22 protein-coding genes are annotated in these 26,209 nt (G+C 72.4%); 17 read left to right on the top strand and 5 right to left on the bottom strand.

The genetic code is table 11. The features are described from left to right. The first annotated feature begins 218 nt into the window (after window positions 1–218). The 4 genes from H9641_RS14685 (at window position 219) to H9641_RS14670 (ending at window position 5,714) form a co-directional block, all read left to right on the top strand. On the top strand, window positions 219–3,209 hold the full coding sequence (locus tag H9641_RS14685; RefSeq protein ID WP_404821951.1) for a bifunctional acetate--CoA ligase family protein/GNAT family N-acetyltransferase: 2,991 nt from the start codon (window positions 219–221) through the stop codon (window positions 3,207–3,209). Continuing rightward, on the top strand, window positions 3,196–3,798 hold the full coding sequence (locus H9641_RS14680; protein WP_056650182.1) for a DUF5998 family protein: 603 nt from the start codon (window positions 3,196–3,198) through the stop codon (window positions 3,796–3,798). Before H9641_RS14685 ends, H9641_RS14680 begins: the two co-directional genes overlap by 14 nt. Then, window positions 3,795–4,967, top strand: coding sequence for an alkaline phosphatase family protein (locus H9641_RS14675; RefSeq protein WP_191805035.1), 1,173 nt, complete (start codon window positions 3,795–3,797; stop codon window positions 4,965–4,967). Before H9641_RS14680 ends, H9641_RS14675 begins: the two co-directional genes overlap by 4 nt. Before the next feature lie 84 nt (window positions 4,968–5,051). Further along, on the top strand, window positions 5,052–5,714 hold the full coding sequence (locus tag H9641_RS14670) for a thymidine kinase (protein WP_191805033.1): 663 nt from the start codon (window positions 5,052–5,054) through the stop codon (window positions 5,712–5,714). A 48-nt stretch (window positions 5,715–5,762) separates the two neighbouring features. On the opposite strand, the gene sepH is transcribed toward H9641_RS14670, so the two are convergent. Continuing rightward, window positions 5,763–7,073, bottom strand: coding sequence for a septation protein SepH (gene sepH / locus H9641_RS14665; protein ID WP_191805031.1), 1,311 nt, complete (start codon window positions 7,071–7,073; stop codon window positions 5,763–5,765). Window positions 7,074–7,207: 134 nt separating this feature from the next. Between sepH and H9641_RS14660 the strand changes: the two genes are divergently transcribed. The 3 genes from H9641_RS14660 to H9641_RS14650 all read left to right on the top strand — a co-directional run bounded on the left by H9641_RS14660 (window position 7,208) and on the right by H9641_RS14650 (window position 9,247). Then, window positions 7,208–7,858: a trimeric intracellular cation channel family protein gene (locus tag H9641_RS14660; protein ID WP_318244609.1), complete on the top strand. Its 651-nt coding sequence runs from the start codon at window positions 7,208–7,210 to the stop codon at window positions 7,856–7,858. A 3-nt stretch (window positions 7,859–7,861) separates the two neighbouring features. Further along, entirely contained in the window at window positions 7,862–8,713 is an 852-nt protein-coding gene (locus tag H9641_RS14655) for an inositol monophosphatase family protein (protein ID WP_318244608.1), read from the top strand. A gap of 234 nt (window positions 8,714–8,947) precedes the next feature. Further along, window positions 8,948–9,247 (top strand): DUF4193 domain-containing protein, encoded by a 300-nt coding sequence (locus tag H9641_RS14650; protein WP_056650168.1) that lies wholly within the window; start codon window positions 8,948–8,950, stop codon window positions 9,245–9,247. 106 nt (window positions 9,248–9,353) lie between these two features. Here H9641_RS14650 and H9641_RS14645 read toward each other — a convergent pair whose 3' ends face one another. After that, a complete protein-coding gene (locus tag H9641_RS14645) occupies window positions 9,354–9,833 on the bottom strand; it encodes a DUF3093 domain-containing protein (protein ID WP_191805026.1) in 480 nt (159 codons plus the stop codon). 83 nt (window positions 9,834–9,916) lie between these two features. Here H9641_RS14645 and dut point away from each other — a divergent pair, with 83 nt between their 5' ends. The 4 genes from dut (at window position 9,917) to H9641_RS14625 (ending at window position 12,635) form a co-directional block, all read left to right on the top strand. Continuing rightward, complete coding sequence (gene dut / locus H9641_RS14640; protein ID WP_318244613.1) at window positions 9,917–10,420, top strand: dUTP diphosphatase; 504 nt, start codon at window positions 9,917–9,919, stop codon at window positions 10,418–10,420. A 150-nt stretch (window positions 10,421–10,570) separates the two neighbouring features. Further along, window positions 10,571–11,323: a DUF3710 domain-containing protein gene (locus tag H9641_RS14635; RefSeq protein ID WP_191805024.1), complete on the top strand. Its 753-nt coding sequence runs from the start codon at window positions 10,571–10,573 to the stop codon at window positions 11,321–11,323. 6 nt (window positions 11,324–11,329) lie between these two features. Continuing rightward, window positions 11,330–11,698 carry an OB-fold nucleic acid binding domain-containing protein gene (locus H9641_RS14630; RefSeq protein WP_191805022.1) on the top strand — a complete coding sequence of 123 codons (369 nt, stop codon included), beginning with the start codon at window positions 11,330–11,332 and terminating at the stop codon, window positions 11,696–11,698. 34 nt (window positions 11,699–11,732) lie between these two features. Continuing rightward, window positions 11,733–12,635, top strand: coding sequence for a DUF3159 domain-containing protein (locus H9641_RS14625; protein ID WP_191805020.1), 903 nt, complete (start codon window positions 11,733–11,735; stop codon window positions 12,633–12,635). 134 nt (window positions 12,636–12,769) lie between these two features. On the opposite strand, the gene H9641_RS14620 is transcribed toward H9641_RS14625, so the two are convergent. Continuing rightward, window positions 12,770–13,486 (bottom strand): potassium channel family protein, encoded by a 717-nt coding sequence (locus H9641_RS14620; protein WP_191805018.1) that lies wholly within the window; start codon window positions 13,484–13,486, stop codon window positions 12,770–12,772. Continuing rightward, entirely contained in the window at window positions 13,486–14,139 is a 654-nt protein-coding gene (locus H9641_RS14615; RefSeq protein ID WP_191805089.1) for a potassium channel family protein, read from the bottom strand. The genes H9641_RS14620 and H9641_RS14615 overlap by 1 nt, the downstream gene beginning before the upstream one ends. Before the next feature lie 124 nt (window positions 14,140–14,263). Between H9641_RS14615 and H9641_RS14610 the strand changes: the two genes are divergently transcribed. The 6 genes from H9641_RS14610 (at window position 14,264) to acnA (ending at window position 25,560) form a co-directional block, all read left to right on the top strand. Beyond that, a complete protein-coding gene (locus H9641_RS14610; RefSeq protein WP_191805015.1) occupies window positions 14,264–16,276 on the top strand; it encodes an APC family permease in 2,013 nt (670 codons plus the stop codon). A 78-nt stretch (window positions 16,277–16,354) separates the two neighbouring features. Then, a complete protein-coding gene (locus tag H9641_RS14605; RefSeq protein ID WP_191805012.1) occupies window positions 16,355–17,632 on the top strand; it encodes a class I SAM-dependent RNA methyltransferase in 1,278 nt (425 codons plus the stop codon). Window positions 17,633–17,793: 161 nt separating this feature from the next. Beyond that, a complete protein-coding gene (locus H9641_RS14600) occupies window positions 17,794–18,927 on the top strand; it encodes a glycosyltransferase (protein WP_191805010.1) in 1,134 nt (377 codons plus the stop codon). Window positions 18,928–19,053: 126 nt separating this feature from the next. Then, entirely contained in the window at window positions 19,054–20,070 is a 1,017-nt protein-coding gene (locus H9641_RS14595; RefSeq protein WP_191805008.1) for a magnesium and cobalt transport protein CorA, read from the top strand. A gap of 66 nt (window positions 20,071–20,136) precedes the next feature. Beyond that, window positions 20,137–22,590, top strand: a complete 2,454-nt coding sequence (locus H9641_RS14590) for an HAD-IC family P-type ATPase (protein WP_318244607.1) — start codon at window positions 20,137–20,139, stop codon at window positions 22,588–22,590. Between the two features lie 213 nt (window positions 22,591–22,803). Continuing rightward, entirely contained in the window at window positions 22,804–25,560 is a 2,757-nt protein-coding gene (acnA, locus tag H9641_RS14585) for an aconitate hydratase AcnA (protein WP_191805006.1), read from the top strand. Between the two features lie 136 nt (window positions 25,561–25,696). Here acnA and H9641_RS14580 read toward each other — a convergent pair whose 3' ends face one another. Further along, window positions 25,697–26,143: a DUF1801 domain-containing protein gene (locus tag H9641_RS14580; RefSeq protein ID WP_191805004.1), complete on the bottom strand. Its 447-nt coding sequence runs from the start codon at window positions 26,141–26,143 to the stop codon at window positions 25,697–25,699. Between the last annotated feature and the right edge of the window lie 66 nt (window positions 26,144–26,209).

Raw genomic sequence — 26,209 nt, 5'->3', positions numbered from 1 at the left:
CGGGTCGGTGGGTCGGGGACAGCGGTCGTCGCGTGGCGAAGGCTCGGGTGCGGCACAGCGGGCACCGCGGGCACGGGTGCGGCCTGGTCGGGACGTGCTGCGGGTGCCCCGCAGTACCAGCGAACGATACTGCGGGGCACCGACACCCGGGCCTCATTCTCCCGCGAACCGGGCGTGCCGCTGACCAGCGGTGCCGCGACCCACGTAGCCTAGGGCGGGTGAGCGGACACGACGTCCCGGCGGAGCCCGACGCGGGGCCCCACGACGCCGGCCAGGGGGAGTACCCGGTCGAGTGGGAGGCAGACGTGGTGCTGCGCGACGGCAGCACGACGCACGTGCGCCCCATCCGCCCGTCCGACGCCCCGGCCCTCCAGCGCTTCCACATGGGGCAGTCCGAGCGTTCGACCTACCTGCGTTTCTTCGCGAACATCGAGCGGCTCTCGGACCGTGACCTCGCGCGCTTCACGGTCGTCGACCACGACGAGCGCGTGGCCCTGGTCGCGGTCAAGCGCGTGGGGGAGGGGTCGCGCGAGGACATCATCGGCGTCGCGCGCTTCGACAAGGTCACGCCGCACGAGGCCGAGGTCGCGTTCAACATCGCCGACGCCGAGCAGGGGCGCGGGCTGGGCTCGGTGCTGCTCGAGCACCTCGCGGTCGCCGCGAGGGAGCGCGGGGTGCGGAGGTTCAGCGCCGAGGTGCTGCCGCAGAACGGCAAGATGCTCGCCGTCTTCCAGGAGGCCGGGTACGCCACGAGCCAGCACGTCGACGACGGGATCGTCGCCGTCAGCGTCGACCTCGACCCGACCGAGCGCTCGCGGGCGGTCATGGCGGACCGTGAGCACCGCGCCGAGGCGCGCTCGATGCACGGCCTGCTCACGGCGCGTCGCGTCCTGCTCGTCGGACCGGGCCCGACGGCGGAGCCCGGCACCGCGAGCCGTCTCATGGCCGAGCGCGTGCTCGCCAACGCGCTGACGGACCCGGGGGACGGCACGTTCGACGTCGTGGGCGTGGCTCCCCCCGCAGGCTTCGACGACCCTTCCTCGGAGCCCACGGAGCCCACGGAGCGAGGGGCCGAGCCCGACAGCGCCGACAGCGCCGACGACGACGGTGCGGCAGGGAGTCCGGCCGTCCGGTTCTTCGCGCGCCTCGCGGACGTCCCCGGGCCCGTGGACCTCGCGCTCCTGGCGCTGCCCCCGCACGAGGCGATCGCGGCCACGGCCGAGCTCGAGCGCCTGGGCGTGCGCGCCGTCGTCGTGCTCTCGGCGGGCTACGCCGAGACCGGGCCCGAGGGCGTGGCCCTGCGGCGCGAGCTGCTGCGCACCGCGCACGCGGCGGGGATGCGCGTGGTCGGTCCCGCGACGTACGGGCTCTTCACGACCCACGTCGAGCACCGGCTCAACGCGAGCCTGGCCGAGGTGCTGCCGCCCGCCGGGAGCATCGGGATCTTCTGCCAGTCGGCGCCCACCGCGGTCACGCTCCTGGCGACCGCCCTGCGCCGCGGGATCGGGGTCTCGTCGTTCGTGTCGGCCGGGCACCGGGCCGACGTCTCGGGCAACGACCTCATGCAGTTCTGGCAGGACGACCCCGAGACCTCGGTCGTGTGCCTGTACCTCGAGTCGATCGGCAACCCCCGCAAGTTCTCCCGCATCGCGCGCAGGCTCGCGTCGGTCAAACCCGTCGTGGTGGTGACCGCGGGGCGCTCGGGGCAGGTCGTGCCGCCCGGGCACGCGGTGCGCTCGACGCGCGCCCCGCGCCGCACGCTCGACGAGATGCTGCGCCAGTCGGGCGTGATCCACGCCGAGAACACCCACCACCTGGTCGACATCGCCCAGCTCCTGGCGTACCAGCCGCTGCCGAGCGGCCGGCGCATCGGGCTGCTCACGTCCTCGGCGGCGCTCACCGCGCTCGTCGCGGAGGCCGTGGGGTCGGCGGGGCTCGTGGTCTCGGACCGGTCGGGCTTCGTGGCCGAGGACGCCGACGACGACGAGGTCGAGGCCGCTGTCGCGGCGATCTTCGCTCCCGACGCGTGCGACGTCGTGGTCGCGGTGCACGTGCCCACGGTGCGCCCGCGCGGGGAGGCGTTCTCGCGGGCGGTCGCGCGCGCGGCCGCGGCGAGCGGGCGCACCACGGTCGCGAGCGTCCTGGGCATGCACGGGCTCGCCGAGGAGCTCTCGGCCCCCGACCCGACGAACCCCGACGGACCACCCGTGCACGTGCCCGCCTACTCGACGCCCGAGGACGCGGTCGCCGCGGTCGGGGCCGTGGTCGGGTACGCCCGCTGGCGCGAGGCCGACCACGGCACGGTCGAGCGACCGACGGGCGTCGACTCCGACGGGGCGCGTGCCCTGGTCGAAGGGGCGCTCGTCGGGGACACCGTGGTGGACCTCGAACCCCAGGACGTCGGGCGCCTGCTCGCGGCCTACGGGATCGAGCTGTGGCCCTCGCGCCGCGTGCGCACGGCCGACGAGGCCGTCGCGGCAGCCCACGAGATCGGTTGGCCCGTGGCCCTCAAGAGCACCGCCGAGTCGCTGCGGCACCGTGCGGACCTGGGGGGCGTGCGCCTCGACATCGGCGACGAGGACGAGCTGCGCGACGACGTCGAGCAGATGCGCGAGACGCTCGCGGCCGTGCTGCCGGGGGTGCTCGGCCCGGGAGCCGGCACGGACGGGCACGGGGAGCAGGGCGGCCCCGCGCCCTTCGAGGTCCAGCGCATGAGCGACGCCGGCGTGGCGTGCGTCGTGCGCTCGACCGAGGACCAGCTCTTCGGTCCGGTCGTCTCGTTCGGGCTCGCGGGCGACGCGGTCGACCTCCTGGGCGACGTGAGCTACGGCGTGCCACCTCTCACGGACGTCGACGTCGCGACCATGGTCCGCTCGATCCGCGCCGCGCCCCGCCTGTTCGGGTACATGGGCGCGCCCGTCGCGGACACCGCTGCCCTCGAGGACCTGATCGCGCGCGTGTCCCTCATGGCGGACGAGCTGCCCGAGCTGCGCAGCGTCGAGATCTACCCGGTCGTGGTCGCCGAGCACGGCGCCGCGGTGCGGGCGCCCGGGTCCAGGTCGCGGGCGCCCAGCGCGCCGACACCCTGCGCAGGGCCCTGCCGGGCTGAGGCGTCCACAGGCCGCCGCGGGGCCCGGGCACCCACAGCCCGGGGCGGACTGGCCCCGCCGTGTCGAGCGGTGGGAGAATGCCCGGGTGCCATCTGCTGAATCTGCCTCCCGGACCGACCTGACCTCCCAGCTGCGCCGCGCGGGCTACTACCCCGAGCTGGTCCAGGACGTCCTCGACGTCGCGATCGCCGGCGAGGAGCTCGTGTCCCACCTGGTGTACGTCGAGACGACGTTCGACACCGAGGTCCGTCGCCACCTGACCGTCCTGGTCCTGACCCCGACGCGCCTCATCACGGCCCACGTCGACGACCACCCCGCGGACAGCGAGAACCCCTCGGCCTCCGCAGCGGCGACCACCGAGTCCGTGCCGATCACCGAGCTGCGCTCGGTCTCGCTCACGCACGTCGTCCTCGACCCGGAGAAGCACCGCAGCGGCACACCCCCCATCGAGGTCACGCTCGCGATCGGCTGGGGGGCGGTCTCGCGCGTGGACCTCGAGCCCGCGCAGTGCCCCGACCCGGGCTGCGAGGCCGACCACGGCCTGACGGGCCAGATCACGCCCGACGACATCGTGGTGCGTGTGAGCGCCGAGGCCGAGGGGCGTGACGCCGTCCGCAACGCGCTCGCGTTCGCGCGCGAGCTCTCGACGGCCACGGCCCGCCGCGACGCAGGCCGGGCGAGCCGGTGACGGTCCTGCCCGAGGTCCTGCCCGACGGCCTGCTCGCCCCCCGCTACGACGGCCTCGCGCTCAGCTCGGTCCTGCCCGCGGCGGCCGGCGCGCTCGGGGTCGACCTGACGACCGCCACGGGGACCCGCTCGACCCAGGCGCGCACCGACCTCGCGCTGCCCACCGCGGACAGGGTGTGCGTCGTCCTGGTCGACGGGCTCGGCCACGCCAACCTCACCGAGCGCGCGGGGCACGCCCCGTTCCTGCGCTCGCTCCTGGCGTCCTCGCGCGTGCTCACCTCGAGCTTCCCCAGCACGACCGCCGCGGCGATCGGGACCTTCGGCACGGGCACCTCGCCCGGGCGGACGGGCATGCTGGGGTACACCCAGCGCAACGCCGTCACGGGGCGCCTGGCGAACATGGTCTCGTGGGAGGGCGCCGCCCCGCCCCAGGAGCTCCAGCAGGAGCCGCCCGTCCTCGAGCAGGTCGCGGCCACGGGGCGCGAGGTCCTGTCGGTGGGCCCCGCGCGCTTCGCGGGCTCGGGGATGACGGTGGCCGCCCTGCGCGGCGCGCGCTACGTCGCGGCCGAGTCCATCGCGGACCGCGTCGACACGGTCGCCTGGGAGCTCACGGCCCCCGGGCTGGTGTACCTGTACTGGGGAGACGTCGACAAGGCGGGTCACCATCACGGCTGGCGCTCGCGGCAGTGGGGCGACGCGCTCTCGGACCTCGACCGCGAGCTCGGTCGCCTGGCCCGGGCGCTGCCCCACGGCACGCTGCTGCTCGTCACGGCCGACCACGGGATGGTCGACGTCGACCGCTCGCAGCGCTGGGACGTCGCGAGGACGCCCGCGCTCGACCGCGGGGTCGCGCTCGTGGGCGGCGAGCCGCGCGCCGTGCACGTCTACACGCACGCGGACCAGGCGTCGGCCGTGGCCGGTCGCTGGTCCGAGGTCCTCGGGGACGCGGCCCTCGTCGCGCTGCGCGAGGACGCGGTCGCTGCGGGCTGGTTCGGTCCCGTCGCAGAGCACGTGCTGCCGACGATCGGCGACGTCGTGGTCGCGATGCGGGGCAGGGCCACGGTCGTGGACTCACGGACCCAGACGCCGGCCTCGATGCAGCTCGTGGGCGTCCACGGCTCGCTCACCCGCACCGAGATGCAGGTCCCGCTGCTCGTCACGACCACCTGAGCACCACGCCTCCGCCCGGGCGTCGCGAGCCCCCGGGCGCCTCCTTCCGGGGACCTGTTCCCCCGCACCGAAAGGCCCACGACCGTGGCTGAGCTCGTCTTCTTCTCCGGGACGATGGACTGCGGCAAGTCCACCCTCGCCCTCCAGCTCGACCACAACCACACCGCTCGGGGTCGTTGCGGGCTGATCTTCTCGCGCAACGACCGCGCGGGGACCGACCGCCTGTCCTCGCGCCTGGGTCTCGAGGTCGCCGCGCACGAGGTCCGCGACGACACCGACTTCTGGTCCTTCGTGGTCGCCGAGCGCATGCGCGGCACCACGGTCGACTACCTGATCTGCGACGAGGCCCAGTTCTACTCGACGACCCAGGTCGAGCAGCTGGCCCGCCTGGTCGACGAGGTCGAGATCGACGTCTACGCGTTCGGCATCACGGCCGACTTCCGCACGCGGCTCTTCCCCGGCTCGGCGCGGCTCATCGAGCTCGCCGACCGCGTGGAGGTGCTCCAGGTGCAGTCGCTGTGCTGGTGCGGGGCCCGCGCGACGCACAACGCGCGCACGATCGACGGCTGGATGGTCGTCGAGGGGGCCCAGGTCGTGGTCGGCAACACGGGGGAGAGCGCGAGCGAGGTCGCGTACGAGGTCCTGTGCCGCCGGCACCACATGCGCCGCATGACGTCGGTCTCCGCGCGGCTGCGCTCGACGACCGGGGACGGGCTCGCGCTCGACCTGCCGGGGGCTGCGGGGTAGGGGCGGCACCAGGACGTCGTCGCACCCCGCGGCGCGGGGGAGAGCCGGTCAGTGCTCGGGCTTGGCGCCGAACACGATCTCGTCCCACGACGGGACGCTGGCCCGCGTCTTGCGCGGGCGTCGCGGCTCGCCCGTGCGCGGTGCGGGGCGTTCGCCGTGCTCACCGGTCGCGTCGGGCCCGTCGCGCCCGTCGCGCTCGTCGCGCACCGTCCCGACGACGTCGCGCCCTCCGTGCGAGGCCGCGCCAGGTCGGGTGGTGCTCGTCTCGGCGCCCCCTTCCCTCGCAGGGTGCGCGTCGGTCGAGCCGTGGTCGTCGTCGGTCTCGCGCGACCCCCGATGGCCCGTGCCCGCGGGGTGACCCGTGTCCCGGTGCGACGACGCCGCGTCGTGCGCTCCGCCGTCGGGCTCCGGACGCTGCTCCTTGCGGCTCGCCTTGCTCAGCGAGAAGACCTTGGCCCCCGCGGGCTCCTCGTCTTCCGGGGCCTCGTCCCGGCGCCCCGAGCGCTCGCCGAGGTCGAACGTCTGGGGCGGTCCGAACCCCTCGAACGGTGCCGAGGGCTCGTCGCGGTGCTGGCGGACGCCGCGACGCTGGCTGAGGTCGTCGAGCATCGACGAGGTCGAGTCGGTCTCCTCGCGCAGCGGGGAGGGCACGTCCTCGCGGTCCACCGGGTCCGCGGGTGACGAGGCGGACGGTGCCGACTGCGCTGTCGACGACGACGGTCCCGCCGACGCCTGCCCGCCCCGGGCCGAGTGGTCGAAGAGCGCGCCGCGGACCCCGCGGACGGGCTCCTCGGCGACGTCGGTGCCCGACAACCAGCGAGCCTCGTCCTCGAGCGCGTGCAAGGTGCGGTTCTGGGAGTCGTACGACCAGCGCGCGCTGCGCGCACGGTCGCCGATGAGGAAGAGCGCCGTGACGGTCCACGGGCCCGCGTGCGTGCGCGCGGCGGACCACTCGACGTCGTCCTCGGCGACGCCGCGCGCCGTGAGCCGCTCGGAGACCACCTCGCCCAGCGTGGGGGAGTCCTCGTCGTGGCCCGCGCGGTTCTTGAGCACCTGACCCACGACGTACTCCTGCTCGGCGAGCACGGGGCCCTCGAACCGATGGACCTGCTCGATCGGGATGCCGGCCTTCTCGGCCACCTCGCGGGCGCTGAGCCCCGCGCGCAGCTGCGCCTGGATCTCGCGCACGGGCAGCACGTCGGGGGACTGCGAGCGCAGCTGTTCGAGCTGGGCGCGGTCGCGGCGCATGGCGGCGCGGAGCGCGTCGTCGACGGGCAGGGTGAAGCGCGCACCGTCCGGTCCGGCGAGGACGAGATGCTCCCCGTCCTCGTGCACCCTCACCAGCTCAAGCTCACTCATGAATCCTCCAACGACGTCGCAGACCGGCTCGTCGCCGGTGGGCCTGCACTCCCGAGAGTGCCACCCCGGCGCGCCGGGACGGCGCAGGCGGCTCGGTGTGCCGCCCGGTGAGGTCTGCTGGGATGATTCTCCCCGTGATCGAGTTCCCCCTGGACGACGTCCTCGAGCTGGGCGCGGTGTTCTGCGCCGCGCTGTCCGGCGGGCTGGCCGCCATCCGCAAGTCGTTCGACATCTTCGGCGTCCTGGTGCTGGCCTGGGCGACCGGGCTGGGCGGCGGGATGCTGCGCGACGTGCTCATCGGCGCACTGCCCCCCGTGGGGATCTCGAGCTGGAAGCTCGTGGTCGCGGCGCTCGCGGCCGGAGTGTTCATCTACTTCTTCCACCCACGCCTCGAACGCATGCGCCGGGGCATCGTCGTGCTCGACGCGGGAGCGCTCGCGCTCTTCGTCGTGATCGGGACGACCAAGGGCCTGGACTACGGCGTCGGCATGATGGCCGCGGTCATCGTGGGCACGCTCACGGGGATCGGGGGCGGGATCCTGCGCGACCTGCTGAGCAGCGAGGCCCCGCTCATCCTCCAGGACCGCCAGCTCTACGCGGTCCCTGCGATCGTCGGTGCCTCGATCACGGCCGTGCTGTGGCACGAGGGGTGGCTCACGCTGTGGACCCAGCTCGCGACGATCGGCCTGGTGTTCGGCTTCCGGCTGGTCTCGCTCCGGCTCGGGTGGACGGTCCCCGGGCCGTGGTCGGGTCGTCGCGGGGGTGCGGGGTCGGGCAGGATGTGAGCCGTGACCTTCTTCATCGATGACCCCCGCCTGCCCGACGACGTCACGATCGCCGCACTGCGCGCGCTCGCCGAGAGCATGGCCAGGGAGGCGGGCGCGCTCGTGCGCGAGGGCCGTCCCGAGCACGTCGAGGTGGCCTCGACCAAGTCGAGCGCAGTCGACGTCGTGACGGCCATGGATGCCGAGTCCGAGGCCCTGCTGCGCCGGATCATCGCGCGCGAGCGGCCCGACGACGCCATCCTCGGCGAGGAGGAGGGGGCCTCCGAGGGGACGTCCGGTCTCACCTGGGTCATCGACCCGATCGACGGCACCGTGAACTACCTCTACTCGGTGGCCTCGTACGCGATCTCGGTCGCGGTCGTCGCAGGGCCTGCGGACCCCGCGCAGTGGACCGTGCTCGCCGGCGCCGTGCACTCGATCGTCGACGGCCGCACCTGGACCGCGGGGCTCGGGGCGGGTGCGACGCTCGACGGCGAGGCCGTGCACGTCAACCCTGCGGGCCCGCTCGCGACCTCGCTGGTCGGCACCGGGTTCGGGTACGACGCCGAGCGGCGCCGTCACCAGGCCGAGGTCCTGACGACGGTCCTGCCGCAGGTCCGAGACATCCGCCGGCTGGGGTCCGCGGCGATCGACCTGTGCCTGGTCGCGACCGGGAGCCTCGACCTGTACTACGAGCGCGGGCTCAACCCGTGGGACCTCGCGGCAGGGGCGCTCGTGGCCCAGGAGGCCGGGGCGCTCGTGACCGGCCTGCGGGGGCGCCCGGCAGGGACGGACATGACGGTCGCGGGGCCGCCCGCCGCGGTCGAGGCGCTGGTCGCGATCCTCGAGGCGGCAGGAGCCGATTCGGGGGTCTGATCCGCGGGCCTCCACGGGGGTGACGAGGAACACCCCGCGCTGAGGGTGCGCTCGCGCGGTATTTGGTGCAGAATCCGGGGGCCACCGGGAACAATTCCGGGTGGCGGAGCATTACACCGCGTACACCAGTCAGGACGTCTCGCGAAGCGTCCTACGGAGTGCCAGTTCGACGGCCTTCGCCGGACCGAACGACCCCCATGTTCGACCACGACGTTCCGGAGTGTGACCCCACAGATGGCAACTGACTACGACGCCCCCCGCAAGAGCGAAGAGGATCTCAGCGAGGACTCGATCCAAGAGCTGCAGGCTCGTCGCTCCGACAAGAGCTCGGGCGTTGTGGACGAGGACGAGACCGAAGCGGCCGAAGGGTTCGAGCTCCCGGGCGCGGACCTGTCCGGCGAAGAGTTCTCGGTTCGTGTGCTTCCTCGACAGGCTGACGAGTTCACCTGCTCGAGCTGCTTCCTCGTGCACCACCGCAGCCAGCTCGCGTACGAGAAGAACGGGCAGCAGATCTGCTCGGAGTGCGCGGCCTGAGCGCCGAACCCTCTCACGACGAACGGCCGTCACCCCTCGGGGTGGCGGCCGTCCGCGTGTCCTGGGTGGCGCCCGGTCTCCGGTGGCCCGGCCCGGCGTCGGCGGCTCAGGCCGAGGCGGACCGGGCCGTGGACGCGATCGCGGCGGCGAGCGCGGGGGCGTCGCGCGTGGAGACGAGCCAGTACGGCGTCGGGTCGGCCGGGTCGTCGACCTCGACCCGGACCCCGGTGCGGGCCCAGGCCCGCAGGCAGACGTACGCGCGCGCGTCGAGTCCCGGGCCGAGCTCGTGCGTCATCGCCTCGCGGTCCAGGACAGTGACGTCGCGCAGCAGCGAGGTGGGGATGACGGCCCGTCCGGCGCGCAGGTGGGGCGTGCCGTCGGCGCCCGGCCCGACCGAGACCACGGGCGACGTCCACCAGAGCAGGCCCACCAGGACCACCAGGGCGATGCCGGCGGTGACGTAGGACAGGACCTCGTCCACGGGCCACAGGGCGATGCCCAGGATGACGGCGAAGGCGAGGGCGGCGGACCAGCCGCCGGGTCCGGGCAGGAGGCGTTCGCGGTAGGCGGCGTCAGGCTGAGGCATGGGTCCATCATCCCAGGTCCGTGAGGTGCCCCGTGGTGGTGTTCGCCGCCCCGCCCGTCGAGCACTAGGCTCTGCGGGTGCCCATCGAAGAACCAGCGCCCTCGCGCGTTCCCGTTCCCTCGTCCGCCCGTCCGGGCGACGTCGAGGTGCTCGTCCAGCTGCTCGACGACGTCGCGACGGTCCCGTCGTACGCCCACCCGGGTGACGCCGGGGCGGACCTCGTGACGACCGTCGACGTGGAGATCGCACCGCAGGGCCGGGTGACCGTGCCCACGGGGCTCGCGATCGCGCTCCCGGACGGGTACGCGGCGTTCGTGCACCCGCGGTCGGGCCTCGCGGCCCGGCACGGCCTGACGATCGTCAACGCGCCCGGGACGGTCGACGCGGGGTACCGGGGCGAGATCAAGGTGATCCTGCACAACACCGACCCGTCCACGCCGGTCGTCCTGCACCGCGGGGACCGCATCGCGCAGCTCGTGATCCAGAAGGTCGAGCATGCACGCTTCCTCCAGGCGGAGAGGCTGCCGGGCTCGCACCGGGGCGAGGGCGGCTTCGGGTCGAGCGGCGGGTGGGCCGCCGGGCGGTGAGCCCGGAGCGGCGTCGTGTTCGCTGGTGGCCGAGGACGGTCACGGGAGCGGCGCGGCGGTCTAGTGTGGTGGGGACGGGGATCGGTGCACGCCGTCCCGTACGAGTCGCGGTCGATGGTCGACGCGGCGAAGAGCTGAAGGAGAGCTTCCGTGGGTTTGTTCCGGCGTAGTGCGTCGCAGCAGTCGAGCGACGAGGCGGTCGTCGCCGAGGGCTCCGGGTCCGTGGAGGCTCCGGCGGGTGCGGACGAGAGCTCGGCCCCCGTGGCCCCGGCCGCGGGCACCCGTGGCCCGTTCGACTCCTCGCAGGTCAGCGAGCTCGGTGCCCGTGCGGACCTCGGGGCCATCTGGCTCCCGGGCGTCCCGGGCATGGAGCTGCGCATGGAGGTCGACAAGAAGACCCAGAAGATCACGGGGGCGGCCGCGGCGGTCAACGGCTCGGCGCTCCAGGTCCAGGCGTTCGCCGCCCCCAAGACCATGGGCATCTGGGACGAGATCCGCGAGGAGATCGCCGAGTCGGTGACCCAGCAGGGCGGGACGGTCGACGACATCCCCGGCCCGTTCGGTCGCGAGCTGCTCGCGAAGCTCCCGGTCACGGGTCCGGACGGTCAGCGCGGCTTCCGCGCGGCCCGGTTCGTGGGCGTCGACGGCCCCCGCTGGTTCCTGCGCGGGGTCCTGACGGGCAAGGCTGCCGTGGACCCGGAGGCGGCGCGACTGCTCGAGTCGGTCTTCGCCAACATCGTCGTGGTCCGCGACAGCAACGCCCGCCCGCCGCGCGACCTGCTGGCCATGCACCTGCCCGGTCAGGCGCCGCGTCCTGCGGTCGCGGCCCCGGAGGGTGCGGCCCCGTCGCTCCCGGCCTTCGACCCGCTGACCCGCGGGCCGGAGATCACCGAGAGGCGCTGACCCGAGATGTCGCTACGTCAGGCGCTGCACTCCGTACTGGCCTCCCAGGAGGAGATCGCCGCGGACGAGGAACGTCACGAGGCCTCTCAGCAGACGGGGTGCTCGGCGGTCGCGGACCTCGCGAACCGCAAGCGCGCCCACGTCTCGGGGGTCCTTCGGTCCGTGATCCTGCGCCCTCGCGAGGGCGTGCCGACGGTCGAGGCCGAGCTGTACGACGGCTCGGGCTCGCTCGACCTGGTCTGGCTCGGGCGTCGGCGCATCGCCGGCATCGAGCCGGGGCGTCGCGTCCGTGTCGAGGGCCTGGTCTGCGAGATCGCCGGTCGGCGCACCATGTTCAACCCCCGTTACGAGCTGCGCCCTCGCGCCGGCGAGTGAGCCCGTGTCCCACCCCGCAGGCGAGAGAGACGACATGACGCACGAGCACCCTGCCGCCCCCGAGCCGCTCGCCCGGGAGGTGGAGGAGGTCGCGGACGCGATCGACGACGTCGTCCCCCCGGACGAGGGCGCCGCGCGGGGCGTGCGCGCCCTGACGGGTGAGTCGTTCTCGCTCGCCGACTCGATCGGCGGGGTGCGCGGGCTCGTGGAGTCCATGGCCCCGGGGCTCGTGTTCGTGGTCGTGTTCATCGCGACGGGCAACACGCTCCAGCCGGCGCTGATCGCGTCGGTCGCGGTGGCGCTCGTGGCCGTGGCGGCGCGGCTGGTGCAGCGCACCCCCATCACGCAGGCCTTCGGAGGCTTCCTGGGGGTCGCGATCGGCGTGCTGTGGGCGTGGAAGTCGGGCGAGGCGCAGAACTACTACGCCGCGGGCCTCCTGACGAACGCGGCGTACCTGGTCGCCATGGCGGTCTCGGTGCTGGTGCGCTGGCCCGTGGTCGGGCTGGTCGTCGAGGCGCTGCGCAGCGGGTGGACGGACGGGGACAAGGTCAAGGCCGCGGTCGCGGCGAACGAGGAGCCCGACGCCGGAGCCGCCTCGGCAGCGCCGGTCACCCCGGGCGAGACACCCGTCCCGCGCGGGGAGGACGGCGAGCCCGCCCCGGGGGCCTTCACGGTGTGGGCCCGTCGCTGGCGCGGGGACCCCGCGCTCATGCGCCGCTACGCGCTCGCGACGTGGCTGTGGGTCGGCATGTTCGCGCTGCGGCTGGCCGTGCAGGTCCCGCTGTTCATGGCCGGCGAGGACGCGGTCGCATGGCTCGGCACGGCTCGCCTCGTCATGGGCATCCCGTTGTGGGCGCTCACGCTCTGGGTGACCTGGCTGCTGGTCCGGCGCCCGCGGGTCGCGGACGAGGAGCCCGCAGCCCCTGCGTCCGCCTGAGCCGAGCCGCTGCTGCGACCCGTGAACTGAACCGCGCGCCTTGCACGAGGATTCGACGCGATGACGCGATGACGCGATGACGCGATGACGCGACCCGCGCCCGAACGGTCCGGGCGCGGGCCGTTCACCCGTCGTCAGACGGGCAGGCCGGTGGTCTCGTCGATCACCCCGGTGCCGCCGTCGTCGTCGGTCGGGTCGACCAGCACCCGGAGGAGCGCGGCCTCGTCGACGTCGCGACCCGTCACGATGAGCAGCTCGTCGCCCACCTCGAGGGTGTCGTCGATGCTGGGCGTGATGGGCTGGGTCCCGCGCACGATCGCCGCGAGCACGGTGTCCTGGGGCCACGCGACCTGACCGACCCTGGTGCCGATGAGCGGGGAGTCCGGGGGGAGCGTGAGCTCGAGGATGTCCGCCCCCGACTGGTGGAACGTGAAGATCCGCACCAGGTCGCCGACCGCGACGGCCTCCTCGACCATCGACGTCATGATGCGCGGGGTCGACACCGCGACGTCCACGCCCCACGACTCGTCGAACATCCACTCGTTCTTGGGGTTGTTGACGCGGGCGACCGTGCGCGGCACGCCGAACTCGGTCTTGGCGAGCAGTGAGACGACGAGGTTGACCTTGTCGTCGCCGGTCGCGGCGACGATCACGTCGCACTCGTCGACCTTGGCCTCCGACAGGGTCGAGAGCTCGCACGCGTCCGCGAGGAGCCAGTCCGCGTCGGCCACCTGCGCGACCCGCATCGCCGCGGGCTGCTTGTCGATGATGGTGACCTCGTGGTCATGGCTGAGCAGCTCGCGGGCGATCGAGCGCCCGACCGAACCTGCTCCGACGACGACGACGCGCATCAGTTCTCCTTGAGTGAGGGGGCGTGCGTGAGGACGCGCTCGACCGTGGGGGCGTCGGTGCTTCGCATGAGCACGTGCAGCACGTCGTTCTCCTGCAGGACGGTGCTGGGGGTCGCCAGGACCCCCTCGCCGAACCGGCCGAGGAACGCGACACGGGCGCCGGTCGCCGACTCGATGGTCCCGACCGCGTGGCCGACCCAGCCCGGGTGGAAGTCGGTCTGCGCGAGGCGGACCTGGCCCGAGGGGTCGCGGTACTCGTCGGTCGCGCCGAGCGGGAGCATTCGACGCAGGACCTGGTCCGAGGTCCAGCGGACGGTCGCGACCGTCGGGATCCCCAGCCGCTGGTAGATCTCGGCGCGGTGAGGGTCGTAGATGCGGGCCACGACGTTGTCGACGCCGTACGTCTCGCGCACCACGCGCGCGGCGAGGATGTTCGAGTTGTCGCCGTCGGAGACCGCGGCGAACGCGTAGGCGTCCTCGATGCCCGCCTGGACGAGCGTGTCGCGGTCGAACCCGAGGCCCGTGACCTTCTTGCCGGAGAACTCCGCGGACAGCCGTCGGAAGGCGTCGGGGTTCTGGTCGACCACGGCCACCGAGTGGCCGCGGTTCTCGAGAGACTGGGCGAGGGTGGCGCCGACACGGCCACATCCCATGATCACGAAGTGCACGAGCGAAACGCTACCGTGACGGCGTCGCGTCCACGTACAGGAGCGAGCGGCAAGATCCGTGGGGCCGTGGACGCGTCAAGGGCCCTCCGAGGGCCTAGCATGGACCAACGTGTCGGATATCGCTGATGCCGCCAAACGATTGCTGCTCGGACGTCCCGTCCGCAGCGACGACCTGGGGCACACCCTGCTACCGAAGCGCATCGCGCTCCCGGTCTTCGCCTCGGACGCGCTCTCGTCCGTCGCGTACGCCCCGGACGAGATCCTGCTGACCCTCTCGATCGCCGGCCTGGCTGCCACGACCATCTCCCCGTGGGTCGGGCTGGCCGTCGTCGTCGTCCTGCTGACCGTGGTGGCGTCCTACCGCCAGAACGTGCACGCCTACCCCTCGGGGGGCGGGGACTACGAGGTCGCCACGGTCAACCTGGGACCGACCGCGGGCGTCGGTGTCGCGTCGGCGCTCATGGTCGACTACATCCTGACGGTGGCGGTCTCGATCTCCTCGGGGACCCAGTACGCCGCGGCCGCGCTGCCGTTCCTGCGCGGCCACGAGGCTGCGTTCGCGATCACCCTGGTCGTGCTGCTGACCCTGATCAACCTGCGTGGGGTCAAGGAGTCGGGCTCGTTCTTCGCGATCCCTGTGTACCTGTTCATGTTCGCGATCGGGATGACCGCGGTGGTCGGCTTCGTCCGGTCGGCCATGGGTACCCTGCCCATGGCCGAGAGCTCGACCTACGAGCTCGTCGCCGAGAGCCACTTCGACCAGGGGCTGACCGGCCTCGCGGGGGCGTTCCTCGTGGCGCGCGCCTTCGCGTCGGGCTGTGCGGCCCTCACGGGCGTCGAGGCGATCAGCAACGGGGTGCCGGCGTTCAAGAAGCCCAAGTCGCGCAACGCCGCCACGACGCTCGCGCTGCTCGGCACGATCTCCGCCTTCATGATCATGGCGATCCTCTTCCTCGCGCAGAAGACCGGTGTCCACTTCGCCGAGAACCCCTCCGAGCAGCTCACGATCAACGGCCAGCCCGTGCCCGACGACTTCGTGCAGGACCCGGTCATCGGCCAGCTCGCGCAGGTCGTGTTCCAAGGCTTCCCGATCGCGTTCTACGCCGTGGCAGCGGTCACCGGGCTCATCCTCGTCTTCGCCGCCAACACCGCGTTCAACGGCTTCCCGGTCCTGGCCTCGATCCTCGCCAAGGACGGCTACCTCCCGCGCCAGCTCCACACGCGGGGCGACCGTCTCGCGTTCTCGAACGGCATCGTGACGCTCGCGGTCGCGGCGATCGCCCTCATCTGGGCGTTCGACGCCCAGGTCACGCGACTGATCCAGCTCTACATCGTGGGCGTGTTCGTGTCCTTCACGCTGTCCCAGCTCGGGATGATCAAGCACTGGACCCGCGAGCTGCGCACCACCCCCGACCCGCGCTTCCGCACCAAGATGAAGCGCTCGCGGGTCGTCAACGCGATCGGCTTCGGGATGACCGGGACCGTCCTGGTCATCGTGCTGCTCACCAAGTTCACGCACGGGGCCTGGATCGCGATCCTCGCGATGGCGGTCGTGTTCGTGCTCATGCGGGCGATCCGCAAGCACTACGACTCGGTGCGCGACGAGCTCACCCTGGGCGAGGACCCTGCGGCGGCACGCGCTCTGCCGAGCCGGGTCCACGCGCTCGTCCTGGTCTCCAAGCTCCACAAGCCCACCATGCGTGCCCTGGCCTACGCGCGGGCCTCGCGACCCTCGGTGCTCGAGGCCGTGACGGTGGGTGTCGACGCGGACGAGGTCGCCGAGTTCACCGCGGAGTGGGAGGCGCTCGACATCCCGGTCCCGCTGCGCGTCCTGGACTCGCCGTTCCGTGAGATCACCCGACCGATCCTGTCCTACGTGCGCTCGATCCACCGCGAGAGCCCGCGCGACCTGGTCGTGGTCTACATCCCCGAGTACGTCGTGGGGCACTGGTGGGAGCACCTGCTGCACAACCAGAGCGCGCTGCGCCTCAAGGGGCGGCTCCTGTTCACCCCGGGCGTGGTCGTGGCCTCGGTGCCGTGGCAGCTGTCCTCGACCAAGGGACAGACCGGCCTCGAGAAGGAGAGCTTCGCGGCGCAGAAGCGGATCAACCGCCGCTACTGAGCCGGACGTGTGCGGTCCCACGCAGCGCCCGGGACCGGATCGGGGACGAAGTCCGTCCGCGTCCGGGATACTAGGGGAGTGTCTGAAACCCTGAACTCCACTCCCACCGCCCCTGAGTCTCAACCTCTGGTCGAGCTCGAGGTCGGGCCGGTCGCGCACGGTGGCCACTGCGTCGCGAGGCTCGACGGGCGCGTCGTCTTCGTCCGGCACGCGCTGCCGGGGGAGCGGGTGCTCGCGCGACTCACCGAGGACGGCGACTCCGCGAAGTTCTGGCGCGCCGACGCGATCGAGATCCTCGAGCCCTCGCCGGACCGCGTTCCCGCGGCCTGGCCCGCGGCCGGTGCCGGGGGTGCAGGGGGCGGCGAGCTCTCGCACGTCTCCCTGCCGGCCCAGCGTCGCTGGAAGGCCGCGGTCCTCCAGGAGCAGCTCAAGCGCCTGGCCGGGCTTGACCTTCAGGTAGAGGTTGAGGGTGCGCCGGGTGACGACGAGCGCGGGGGCCTCGGCTACCGCACGCGGATCGACCTGGTCGCGGACGACGAGGGTCGCGCGGGCATGCGTGTCTTCCGCTCGCACGCCGTCGTCCCGCTCGACGAGATGCCGCTCGCGACCCCGGAGGTCGCGGCGCTCGCCGAGGCCGAAGAGGTCTTCACGCGCCGCTGGCGTCCGAGCACCCGGCTCGAGCTCGTCGCCCCGGCCGGGGGCAGCGACCCGATCCTGCTCGTCGACGGGGTCGTCTGGCACTCGGGTCACATCGACCGCCGCCCCCACGCGCGCCGCGCAGTGACCGAGTCCGTCACGGTCGCCGGCACCGAGCACACCTTCCGCGTCGCGGCCGACGGGTTCTGGCAGGTCCACCGTGAGGCGCCCGCGCTGCTCGCCGAGGCCGTGCTGGCTGCCGCGGGACCGCTCGAGGAGGCGACCGTCGTCGACCTGTACTCGGGGGCTGGACTCTTCACGCTCCCGCTCGCCGACGCCGTCGGCGAGACGGGACGCGTCGTCGCGATCGAGGGTGACGAGCGGGCCGTCAAGGACGCGCGTCGCAACGCGTTCGAGAAGCCCCAGGTCGAGCTGCACCACGGCCCGGTCGAGAAGGTCCTCGCGGCCAAGGACCACGCGGCGCCCACGGCCGACGTCGTGGTGCTCGACCCGCCGCGGACCGGGGCGGGCCGCAAGGTCGTCGACGCGGTCGCCGCGCTGAAGGCCCCGCGCGTCGTGTACGTCGCGTGCGACCCTGCCGCGCTCGCACGCGACATCGCCTACTTCGCGAAGCACGGCTACACCGTCGAGTCCGTCAGGGGATACGACCTGTTCCCCCACACCCACCACGTCGAGGCGATCGCGGTCCTGACGCGCTGACCGCCCCGGGCAGACCGCACAGGGGCCGTACAGGCGCGCCCCAGGTCCGCCCGGAAGACTGTCGTCAGCGGTGGTTCACCTGTCGCCCGGACCGGATCCGGGCGACGATGGACTGATGTGCGCCGGGAGCCACCGGCGATGGGCAGAGCGGAAGAGGGCGCATGCAGGTCACCGTGGTCGTGCCGACGTTCAACGAGGGGCCGAACGTCGAGGAGCTCGTGGGGCGGCTCGCCGTCGCGGTCGAGAGGATCGACGCGGAGGTGCTTTTCGTCGACGACTCGACGGACGACACGCCCGCGGTGGTCGACCGCGTGGCCGAGGCCTCGGCCCTGCCGGTCCGCCTGCTCCGTCGCGACGAGCCGGTCGGTGGTCTGAGCGGGGCGGTCGTCGAGGGCTTGGGGCAGGCGCGCGGGGAGTGGGTCGTGGTCATGGACGGCGACCTGCAGCATCCGCCGGAGATGGTGCCGGTCCTGCTCGAGACGGCGGCGTCCACGGGCGCGGACCTCGTGGTGGCCTCGCGGTACACGGGCAACGGCGACGCAGGTGGCCTCGACGGGAGGTGGCGGCACCTCGTCTCGTCGGCGTCCTCGTTGCTCGCTCGCTCGATGTTCCCGGTGCGGCTGCGCAACGTGACCGACCCCATGACGGGGTTTTTCGCGGTGCGTACGGCCGCGATCGACGTCGCGGCGCTGCGGCCGCGGGGGTTCAAGATCCTGCTGGAGATCCTGGCGCGCAACAAGGTCGAGGTCGTCGAGGAACCGTTCGTGTTCGGGGAGCGGTTCGCGGGGGAGTCCAAGGCGACGTTCGCGAACGGGCTGCGGTACCTGCAGCAGCTCACCGCGCTGCGGTTCGGGCGGATGTCCACGTTCGCGCTCGTCGGTGCGTTCGGGGCCGTGCTGAACCTGGCGATCATGTGGGGTCTCGAGCAGTTCGGGGTGCACTACATGCCCGCCGCGGTGGTCTCGGCGGCCGTCACGATCGTGACGAACTTCCTGCTGCTCGAACACTTCGTGTTCCACGACCTGCGCGACGAGGGGCGCAACGTGTGGAAACGTGCCGCGCAGTCGTTCACGTTCAACGGCATCGAGGCCGCGGTACGTCTGCCGTTCCTGCACTGGCTCGTGGTCCTGACGGGCATGCCGCCGGTCCTCGCCCAGGCGTTGACCCTGGTGGTCGCGTTCCTGCTGCGCTTCGTCTTCCACGCCCAGGTCGTGTACCGGCCCCGCAAGAGCGAGCCCGCGCCCGTCGTCCCGCTCACGGGGGAGAAGGCGGCCCCCGCGGCCGACGAGGACTAGGCGGCCGCTCAGGCGGTGCGCACGGGCGCGCCCGCCGTGGGACCCGGACCGCGAGGGCCGGCACGGCTGTCATGATGGTCGCCACGGCCGGCCCCCGGCCGCGGCGACCTGAGGAGGGCCACCAGCATGGGCATCGTCGACAACGCGGTCTACGTCGACGGGCGGCGCACGGCCAAGCCGTCGAGCCTCGACGAGACGTTCGAGACCATGCGTGAGCGGCACGGGCTCGCATGGGTCGGTCTGTACCGGCCGAGCGAGGCCGAGATCCGCGCGGTCGCCGAGGAGCTCTCGCTGCACCACCTCGCGGTCGACGACGCGATCGCAGCCCATCAGCGCCCCAAGCTCGAGCGCTACGACGACAACCTCTTCGTGGTCCTGCGCCCGGCCCGCTATCTCGATGCCGAGGAGCGGGTCGAGTTCGGTGAGCTGCACGTCTTCGTGGGCCCAGACTTCGTCGTCACGGTCCGGCACGCCGAGTCGCCGGACGTGGGGGCCGTCCGCCGTCGGCTCGAGTCGACGCCCGAGCTCCTGCGGCTCGGTCCCGAGGCCATCCTCTACGCGGTGCTCGACCAGGTCGTCGACGAGTACGCCCCCGTGGTCGCGGGGCTGCAGAACGACATCGACGAGATCGAGGACCAGCTCTTCAGCGGGGACCCGGCCGTCTCTCGGCGCATCTACGAGCTCTCGCGCGAGGTCATCGCCTTCCAGCGGGCCACCCATCCCGTCGTGGGCATCCTCCAGTCGCTCGAGCGCGGCTCGGAGAAGTACGGCGTCGACATCGAGCTCCAGCGCAACCTGCGCGACGTGCTCGACCACTCGCTGCGCCTCGCCGAGCAGGCCGACTCGTTCCGGGTCCTCCTGCAGAACGCGCTCATGGTCCAGGCCACGCTCGTGGCCCAGCACCAGAACGAGGAGATGCGCCGCCTGTCGGAGACGAGCCTCGCCCAGGGCGAGGAGGTCAAGAAGATCTCGTCCTGGGCGGCGATCCTCTTCGCGCCCACGCTCGTCGGCACGATCTACGGCATGAACTTCGAGCGCATGCCCGAGCTCGGCTGGGGCCTCGGCTACCCGGCGGCGGTCGCGGCCATGGTCGCCATGGGGTTCGCGCTCTACCTGATCTTCAAGCGCCACAAGTGGCTCTGACCCGCTCCGGCGGGCTGCACCCCGCTCCGACAGGGCAGAACCGGCGCTGACGGGCACAATCGACGGGTGAGCACCTCTGCCGACGACGGCGCCCCCGCGACCGGACCCGACCGCCCACCGGGCGCTCCGTCGTCGGGCACCGTGACCGCCGGCCACCGCGGGCTGAGCGCCCAGGAGGTGGCAGCGCGCGTCGAGGCCGGGCAGACCAACCGCACCTCGCAGGCGACCTCGCGCTCGCTGAGCGCGATCCTGCGGTCCAACGTCTTCACGCTCTTCAACCTGATCCTCGCGATCGCCGTGACCCTCGTGCTCCTCACGGGCCGCTGGCCCGACGCGGTCTTCGGGTTCGTCGTGGTCATCAACGCGGGGATCGGGATCGTCACCGAGTACCGCGCCAAGCGGACCCTCGACCGGCTCTCGATCCTCACCGCCCCCTCGGCCCGCGTCGTGCGCGACGGGACCGAGCAGGAGGTCGCGCTCGACGAGGTGGTGCTCGACGACGTGATGCTCGTGAGCATCGGCGACCAGGTGCCGGCCGACGCCCAGGTCCTCGAGGTCACGGGGCTCGAGGTCGACGAGTCCATGCTCACGGGCGAGTCGCGCCCCGTGCACAAGGCGGTCGGCGACGAGGTGCTCTCGGGCTCGTCCGTGGTGGCGGGGCACGCGGTGTGCCGTGTGGTCCGCGTGGGCGAGGCCGGGTACGCGCAGCGCATCACGGCCGAGGCCAAGAAGTTCTCGGTCGTGCGCTCGGAGCTGCGCGAGGGGGTCGACAAGATCCTCAAGGTCGTCTCGATCGGGATCGTGCCCATCTCGCTCCTGCTGTTCTGGAGCCAGCTCTACTACACGGGCGGCGTGCGCGAGTCGATCGCGGACGGGACGTGGCGCGACGGCGTGGTCGCGGCCGTCGCGGGCGTCGTCGGGATGATCCCCGAGGGGCTCGTGCTGCTGACCTCGCTCAACTTCGCGATCGCCGCGATGCTCCTCGCGCGCCAGGAGGTCCTGGTCCAGGAGCTGCCCGCGGTCGAGATCCTCGCGCGCGTCGACGTGCTGTGCCTCGACAAGACCGGCACCATCACCGACGGGCACGTGGCACTGGACGAGCTGCGCGCGCTCGCGCACGTCGAGGGGGCCCGGGAGGCGCTCGCGGCCGTCGCGGCCGACCCCGAGGGCAACGCGACGTCGCAGGCTCTCGCCGAGGGGCTCACGGACGTCGAGGCCGCAGCGGTGCTCGACTCGGTCCCGTTCTCCTCGGCCCGCAAGTGGAGCGCGCTGCGCACGGGCGCGGGCGCGTTCGTGCTGGGCGCCCCCGAGATCCTGCTCGCGGGGCGTGCGGACGCCCCCGCGACCGCGGCGCTCGCGGAGGTCCGCGAGGCTGCCGACACCGGCGCGCGCGTGGTCCTGCTCGCGCACGCCCCGTCCGGGCTCCCGGCGACCGAGGCGCCGCTCCCGGACGACCTGGTGCCCGCGCTGCTCGCGGTGCTGGGCGAGCGCATCCGCCCCGACGCGGCCCAGACCCTCGAGTACTTCCGGCGTCAGGGCGTCCGGGCCAAGGTCATCTCGGGCGACAACCCGGACACGGTCGCGGCCATCGCGACCAAGGTCGCGCTGCACGGCGACGGCGAACGGGTCGAGGGCTTCGACGCGCGCCGGCTCCCCGAGGACCCTGCCGAGCTCGCCGAGGTCGTCGACGCGCACGACGTCTACGGGCGCGTGACGCCCGAGCAGAAGCGCGCGATCGTGCACGCGCTCCAGTCGCGCGGCCACGTGGTCGGCATGACGGGCGACGGCGTCAACGACGCCCTGGCGCTCAAGGACGCCGACCTCGGGATCGCGATGGGCAACGGTGCCCCGGCGACCAAGGCCGTCGCCCGGGTCGTGCTGGTCGACGGGCGGTTCGCGACGCTGCCCGGCGTCCTGGGACAGGGGCGGCGGGTCATGGCCAACATGGAGCGGGTCGCGAGCCTGTTCCTCGCGAAGACGACGTACGCGGCGATCCTCGCGGTGGCCGTGGTGCTGCTCGTGTGGCCCTACCCGTTCCTGCCGCGCCACATGACCATCGCCGGCTCGCTGACGATCGGCATCCCGGCGTTCTTCCTCGCTCTGCCGCCCAACAACCGGCGCTACGTCGCGGGCTTCCTGCGCCGGGTGCTGAGCTTCGCGATCCCCGCGGGGGTCGTGATCGGGGCGGTCATCCTGCTCGTCTACGGGTACCTGCGGCCGCTCGTGGGGACGGGCGACGCACGCTCGGCCTCGACGCTCGTGCTGATCGGCGTCTCGCTGTGGGTCGTGGGCATCCAGGCGAGGCCGCTCAACGGGTGGAAGCTTCTCCTGATCGCGGCGCTCGCGGCGTGCGCGGCGCTCGCCGTGGCGGTCCCGTGGGTCCGGGACTTCTTCGCGCTGCAGGTCCCGACGGCGCAGGAGGCCGTGGTCATCACCGTCGCCGTGCTCGTGGGCTGGGCCGCGATCGAGGCCGTGTACCGGTTCCTGGTCCCGTTGCTCCTGCGGTGGCACCGCGCGTGAATATCTTGACGTCAAGATAAATGCGGTATGCTGTGTGTCGGCGGCATTTCGGTGCGTCGCCCGGCCCGGCGTACGCTGGGCAAAGCCCCCAGAACCATCTTGATCGTCATCCGACGACCTGCCACGTCGGGCGTGCGACGTGGGCCACAGAGCCCGCGCGGTGCCCCAGGCGAGGTGGTCGTCACCCACCCTCGCCAGGTAGAAGGAGCAACCGTGAGCAGCGTCGACACGTTCGGGTCGAAGGGAACACTGGAGGTCGGTGAGAACTCGTACGAGATCTTCCGCCTCTCCGCGGTAGAAGGCGCCGAGCGCCTCCCGTACAGCTTGAAGATCCTCGCCGAGAACCTCCTGCGCACCGAGGACGGCGCGAACATCACCGCGGACCACGTGCGCGCGATCGCCGCCTGGGACCCGGACGCTCAGCCTGACACCGAGATCCAGTTCACCCCGGGTCGCGTCATCATGCAGGACTTCACGGGCGTCCCGTGCGTCGTGGACCTCGCGACCATGCGCGAGGCCGTCGCGGACCTCGGTGGCGACCCGTCGCGCATCAACCCGCTCGCTCCCGCCGAGATGGTCATCGACCACTCGGTGCAGATCGACGTCGCGGGTCGCCGTGACGCGTTCGAGCGCAACGTCGAGTTCGAGTACCAGCGCAACCACGAGCGCTACCAGTTCCTGCGCTGGGGCCAGACGGCGTTCGACGACTTCAAGGTCGTCCCCCCGGGCACCGGCATCGTCCACCAGGTCAACATCGAGTTCCTGGCGCGCACCATCATGACGCGCGAGGTCGGCGGTGTGCTCCGTGCGTACCCCGACACGTGCGTCGGCACCGACTCGCACACGACCATGGTCAACGGCCTGGGCGTGCTCGGCTGGGGCGTGGGCGGCATCGAGGCCGAGGCAGCGATGCTCGGCCAGCCCGTCTCGATGCTCATCCCGCGCGTCGTCGGCTTCAAGCTCAGCGGCCAGATCCCCTCGGGCGTCACGGCGACCGACGTGGTCCTCACGATCACGCAGATGCTGCGCCAGCACGGCGTCGTCGGCAAGTTCGTCGAGTTCTACGGCGCCGGTGTCGCGGCCGTGCCGCTGGCCAACCGCGCCACGATCGGCAACATGAGCCCCGAGTTCGGCTCGACCGCCGCGATCTTCCCGATCGACTCGGTCACGGTCGACTACCTGCGCCTGACGGGTCGTTCCGAGGAGCAGCTCGCGCTCGTCGAGGCCTACGCCAAGGAGCAGGGCCTCTGGCTCGACCCGACCGACCCGAGCTACGTCGAGCCGGTCTTCTCCGAGTACCTCGAGCTCGACCTCTCGACGGTCGTCCCCTCGATCGCCGGTCCCAAGCGTCCCCAGGACCGCATCGAGCTGTCGAACGCCAAGTCGGCTTTCGCCCGCGACCTGCCGACCTACGCCCCCGAGGTCGTCGACGTGGTCGACGAGGCCGAGAAGGAGTCCTTCCCGGCCTCCGACTCGCCCGCGATCCACGCCAACGGGCGCCGGACCGTCCCGGTCACGGACACCAACGGCAAGCAGTTCGACCTGTTCCACGGCGCGGTCGCGATCGCCTCGATCACGTCGTGCACCAACACGTCGAACCCGTCCGTGATGCTCGCCGCGGCGCTGCTCGCGAAGAAGGCCGTCGAGAAGGGCCTGGAGGCCAAGCCGTGGGTCAAGACCTCCATGGCACCGGGCTCGCAGGTCGTCACGAACTACTACGAGAAGGCGGGCCTGTGGCCCTACCTCGAGAAGCTCGGCTTCCACCTCGTGGGCTACGGCTGCGCGACCTGCATCGGTAACTCGGGCCCGCTCGACGAGAAGGTCTCCGAGGCCGTCAACGAGCACGACCTGTCCGTCGTCTCGGTGCTCTCGGGCAACCGCAACTTCGAGGGTCGCATCAACCCCGACGTCAAGATGAACTACCTGGCCTCCCCGCCGCTGGTCATCGCGTACGCCCTCGCGGGCACCATGGAGTTCGACTTCGAGCACGACCCGCTGGGACGCAACGAGGACGGCTCGCCGATCTTCCTGCGCGACATCTGGCCCACGCCGGAAGAGGTCCAGGCGACGATCGACTCCTCGATCGACCGTGCGATGTTCACCAAGGACTACGCGGACGTCTTCACGGGTGACGAGCGCTGGCGTGCCCTGTCGACCCCCGAGGGCAACACGTTCGAGTGGGACGAGCAGTCCACCTACGTGCGCAAGCCCCCGTACTTCGAGGGCATGTCGGCGCAGCCGTCGCCGGTCACCGACATCTCGGGTGCCCGCGTGCTGGCGAAGCTGGGCGACTCGGTCACGACCGACCACATCAGCCCTGCCGGGTCCATCAAGGCGGACTCGCCGGCCGGTGTGTACCTGGCCGAGCACGGCGTCGAGCGTCGCGACTTCAACTCCTACGGCTCGCGCCGCGGGAACCACGAGGTCATGATCCGCGGCACGTTCGCGAACATCCGTCTGCGCAACCAGCTCCTCGACAACGTCGAGGGCGGCTTCACGTTCAACTTCGTGAAGAACGCTCAGGACACGATCTACGACGCCGCGCAGGACTACGCCGCGGCCGGCACGCCGCTCGTGATCCTCGGTGGCAAGGAGTACGGCTCCGGGTCGTCGCGCGACTGGGCCGCCAAGGGCACCGCGCTCCTGGGCGTCAAGGCCGTCATCACCGAGAGCTTCGAGCGCATCCACCGCTCGAACCTGATCGGCATGGGCGTCCTGCCGCTGCAGTTCCCGGCCGGGGAGTCCGCGGGCTCGCTGGGCCTGGACGGCACCGAGACGTTCGACATCTCGGGCGTCACGGCGCTCAACGAGGGCACGACGCCCTCGACGGTCAAGGTCACCGCGACCAAGACCGACGGCACCTCGGTCGAGTTCGACGCGGTCGTCCGCATCGACACCCCCGGAGAGGCCGACTACTACCGCAACGGCGGCATCCTGCAGTACGTGCTGCGCTCGCTCGTCAACGACTGACGAGCGTCCGCCGCGGGGGCGGCGGCGTCGGGCCCGGGTTCTCCCCGGCTGCCCGACGGTGCCGCGCACCCCGCCCAGGACGTACGACGACGGGGCGTCCCACCTTCGGGTGGGGCGCCCCGTCGTCGTGCTCCGGTCAGGACGAGGACTCGCGCGCCCGCTGGGTGAACGTGCCCGCGGTCACGGCCGCGTAGGAGCGGCGCACGATCTCCTCCAGGACGTCGAGGTCGTTCTTCGACAGGTCCTTGAGGTACACGCACACGAGGCTCGCGGTGTGCGGGCCGAGGCGAGCCAGCAGGTCCTGGTGCGCGGCCGTGCCGTCGGGCAGGTAGACCGTGGACGCGGCCTTGCGCGGCGAGAACCCGGCCGCCCCGGCGTCGCCCTGGCGCCCGCTCGCGTATTCGTAGTGGTACTGGCCGAACCCGATGATCGACGGCCCCCACATCACGGGCGGTTCGCCCGTGACGCGCTGCATGAGGGCCAGGAGCGTGTCCGCGTCGCGGCGCCGGACCTTGTGGGTGACGGTCGCGAGGAAGGCGTCCACGTCGCCGTCGTGCGGGCGGGTCTTGGTGGTCGAGGTCATACACCATGATGGCTGACGCCTGGGTTTCGTGAGCAGGGGCGCCCGGCGCCGATCTCTCAGACGCGA

Source organism: Oerskovia merdavium, from assembly GCF_014836755.1.
In the GTDB taxonomy this organism is placed as follows: domain Bacteria; phylum Actinomycetota; class Actinomycetes; order Actinomycetales; family Cellulomonadaceae; genus Oerskovia; species Oerskovia merdavium.
Note: the sequence above shows the minus strand (reverse complement) of the source record. Positions and strands in the feature narration are given on the sequence as shown.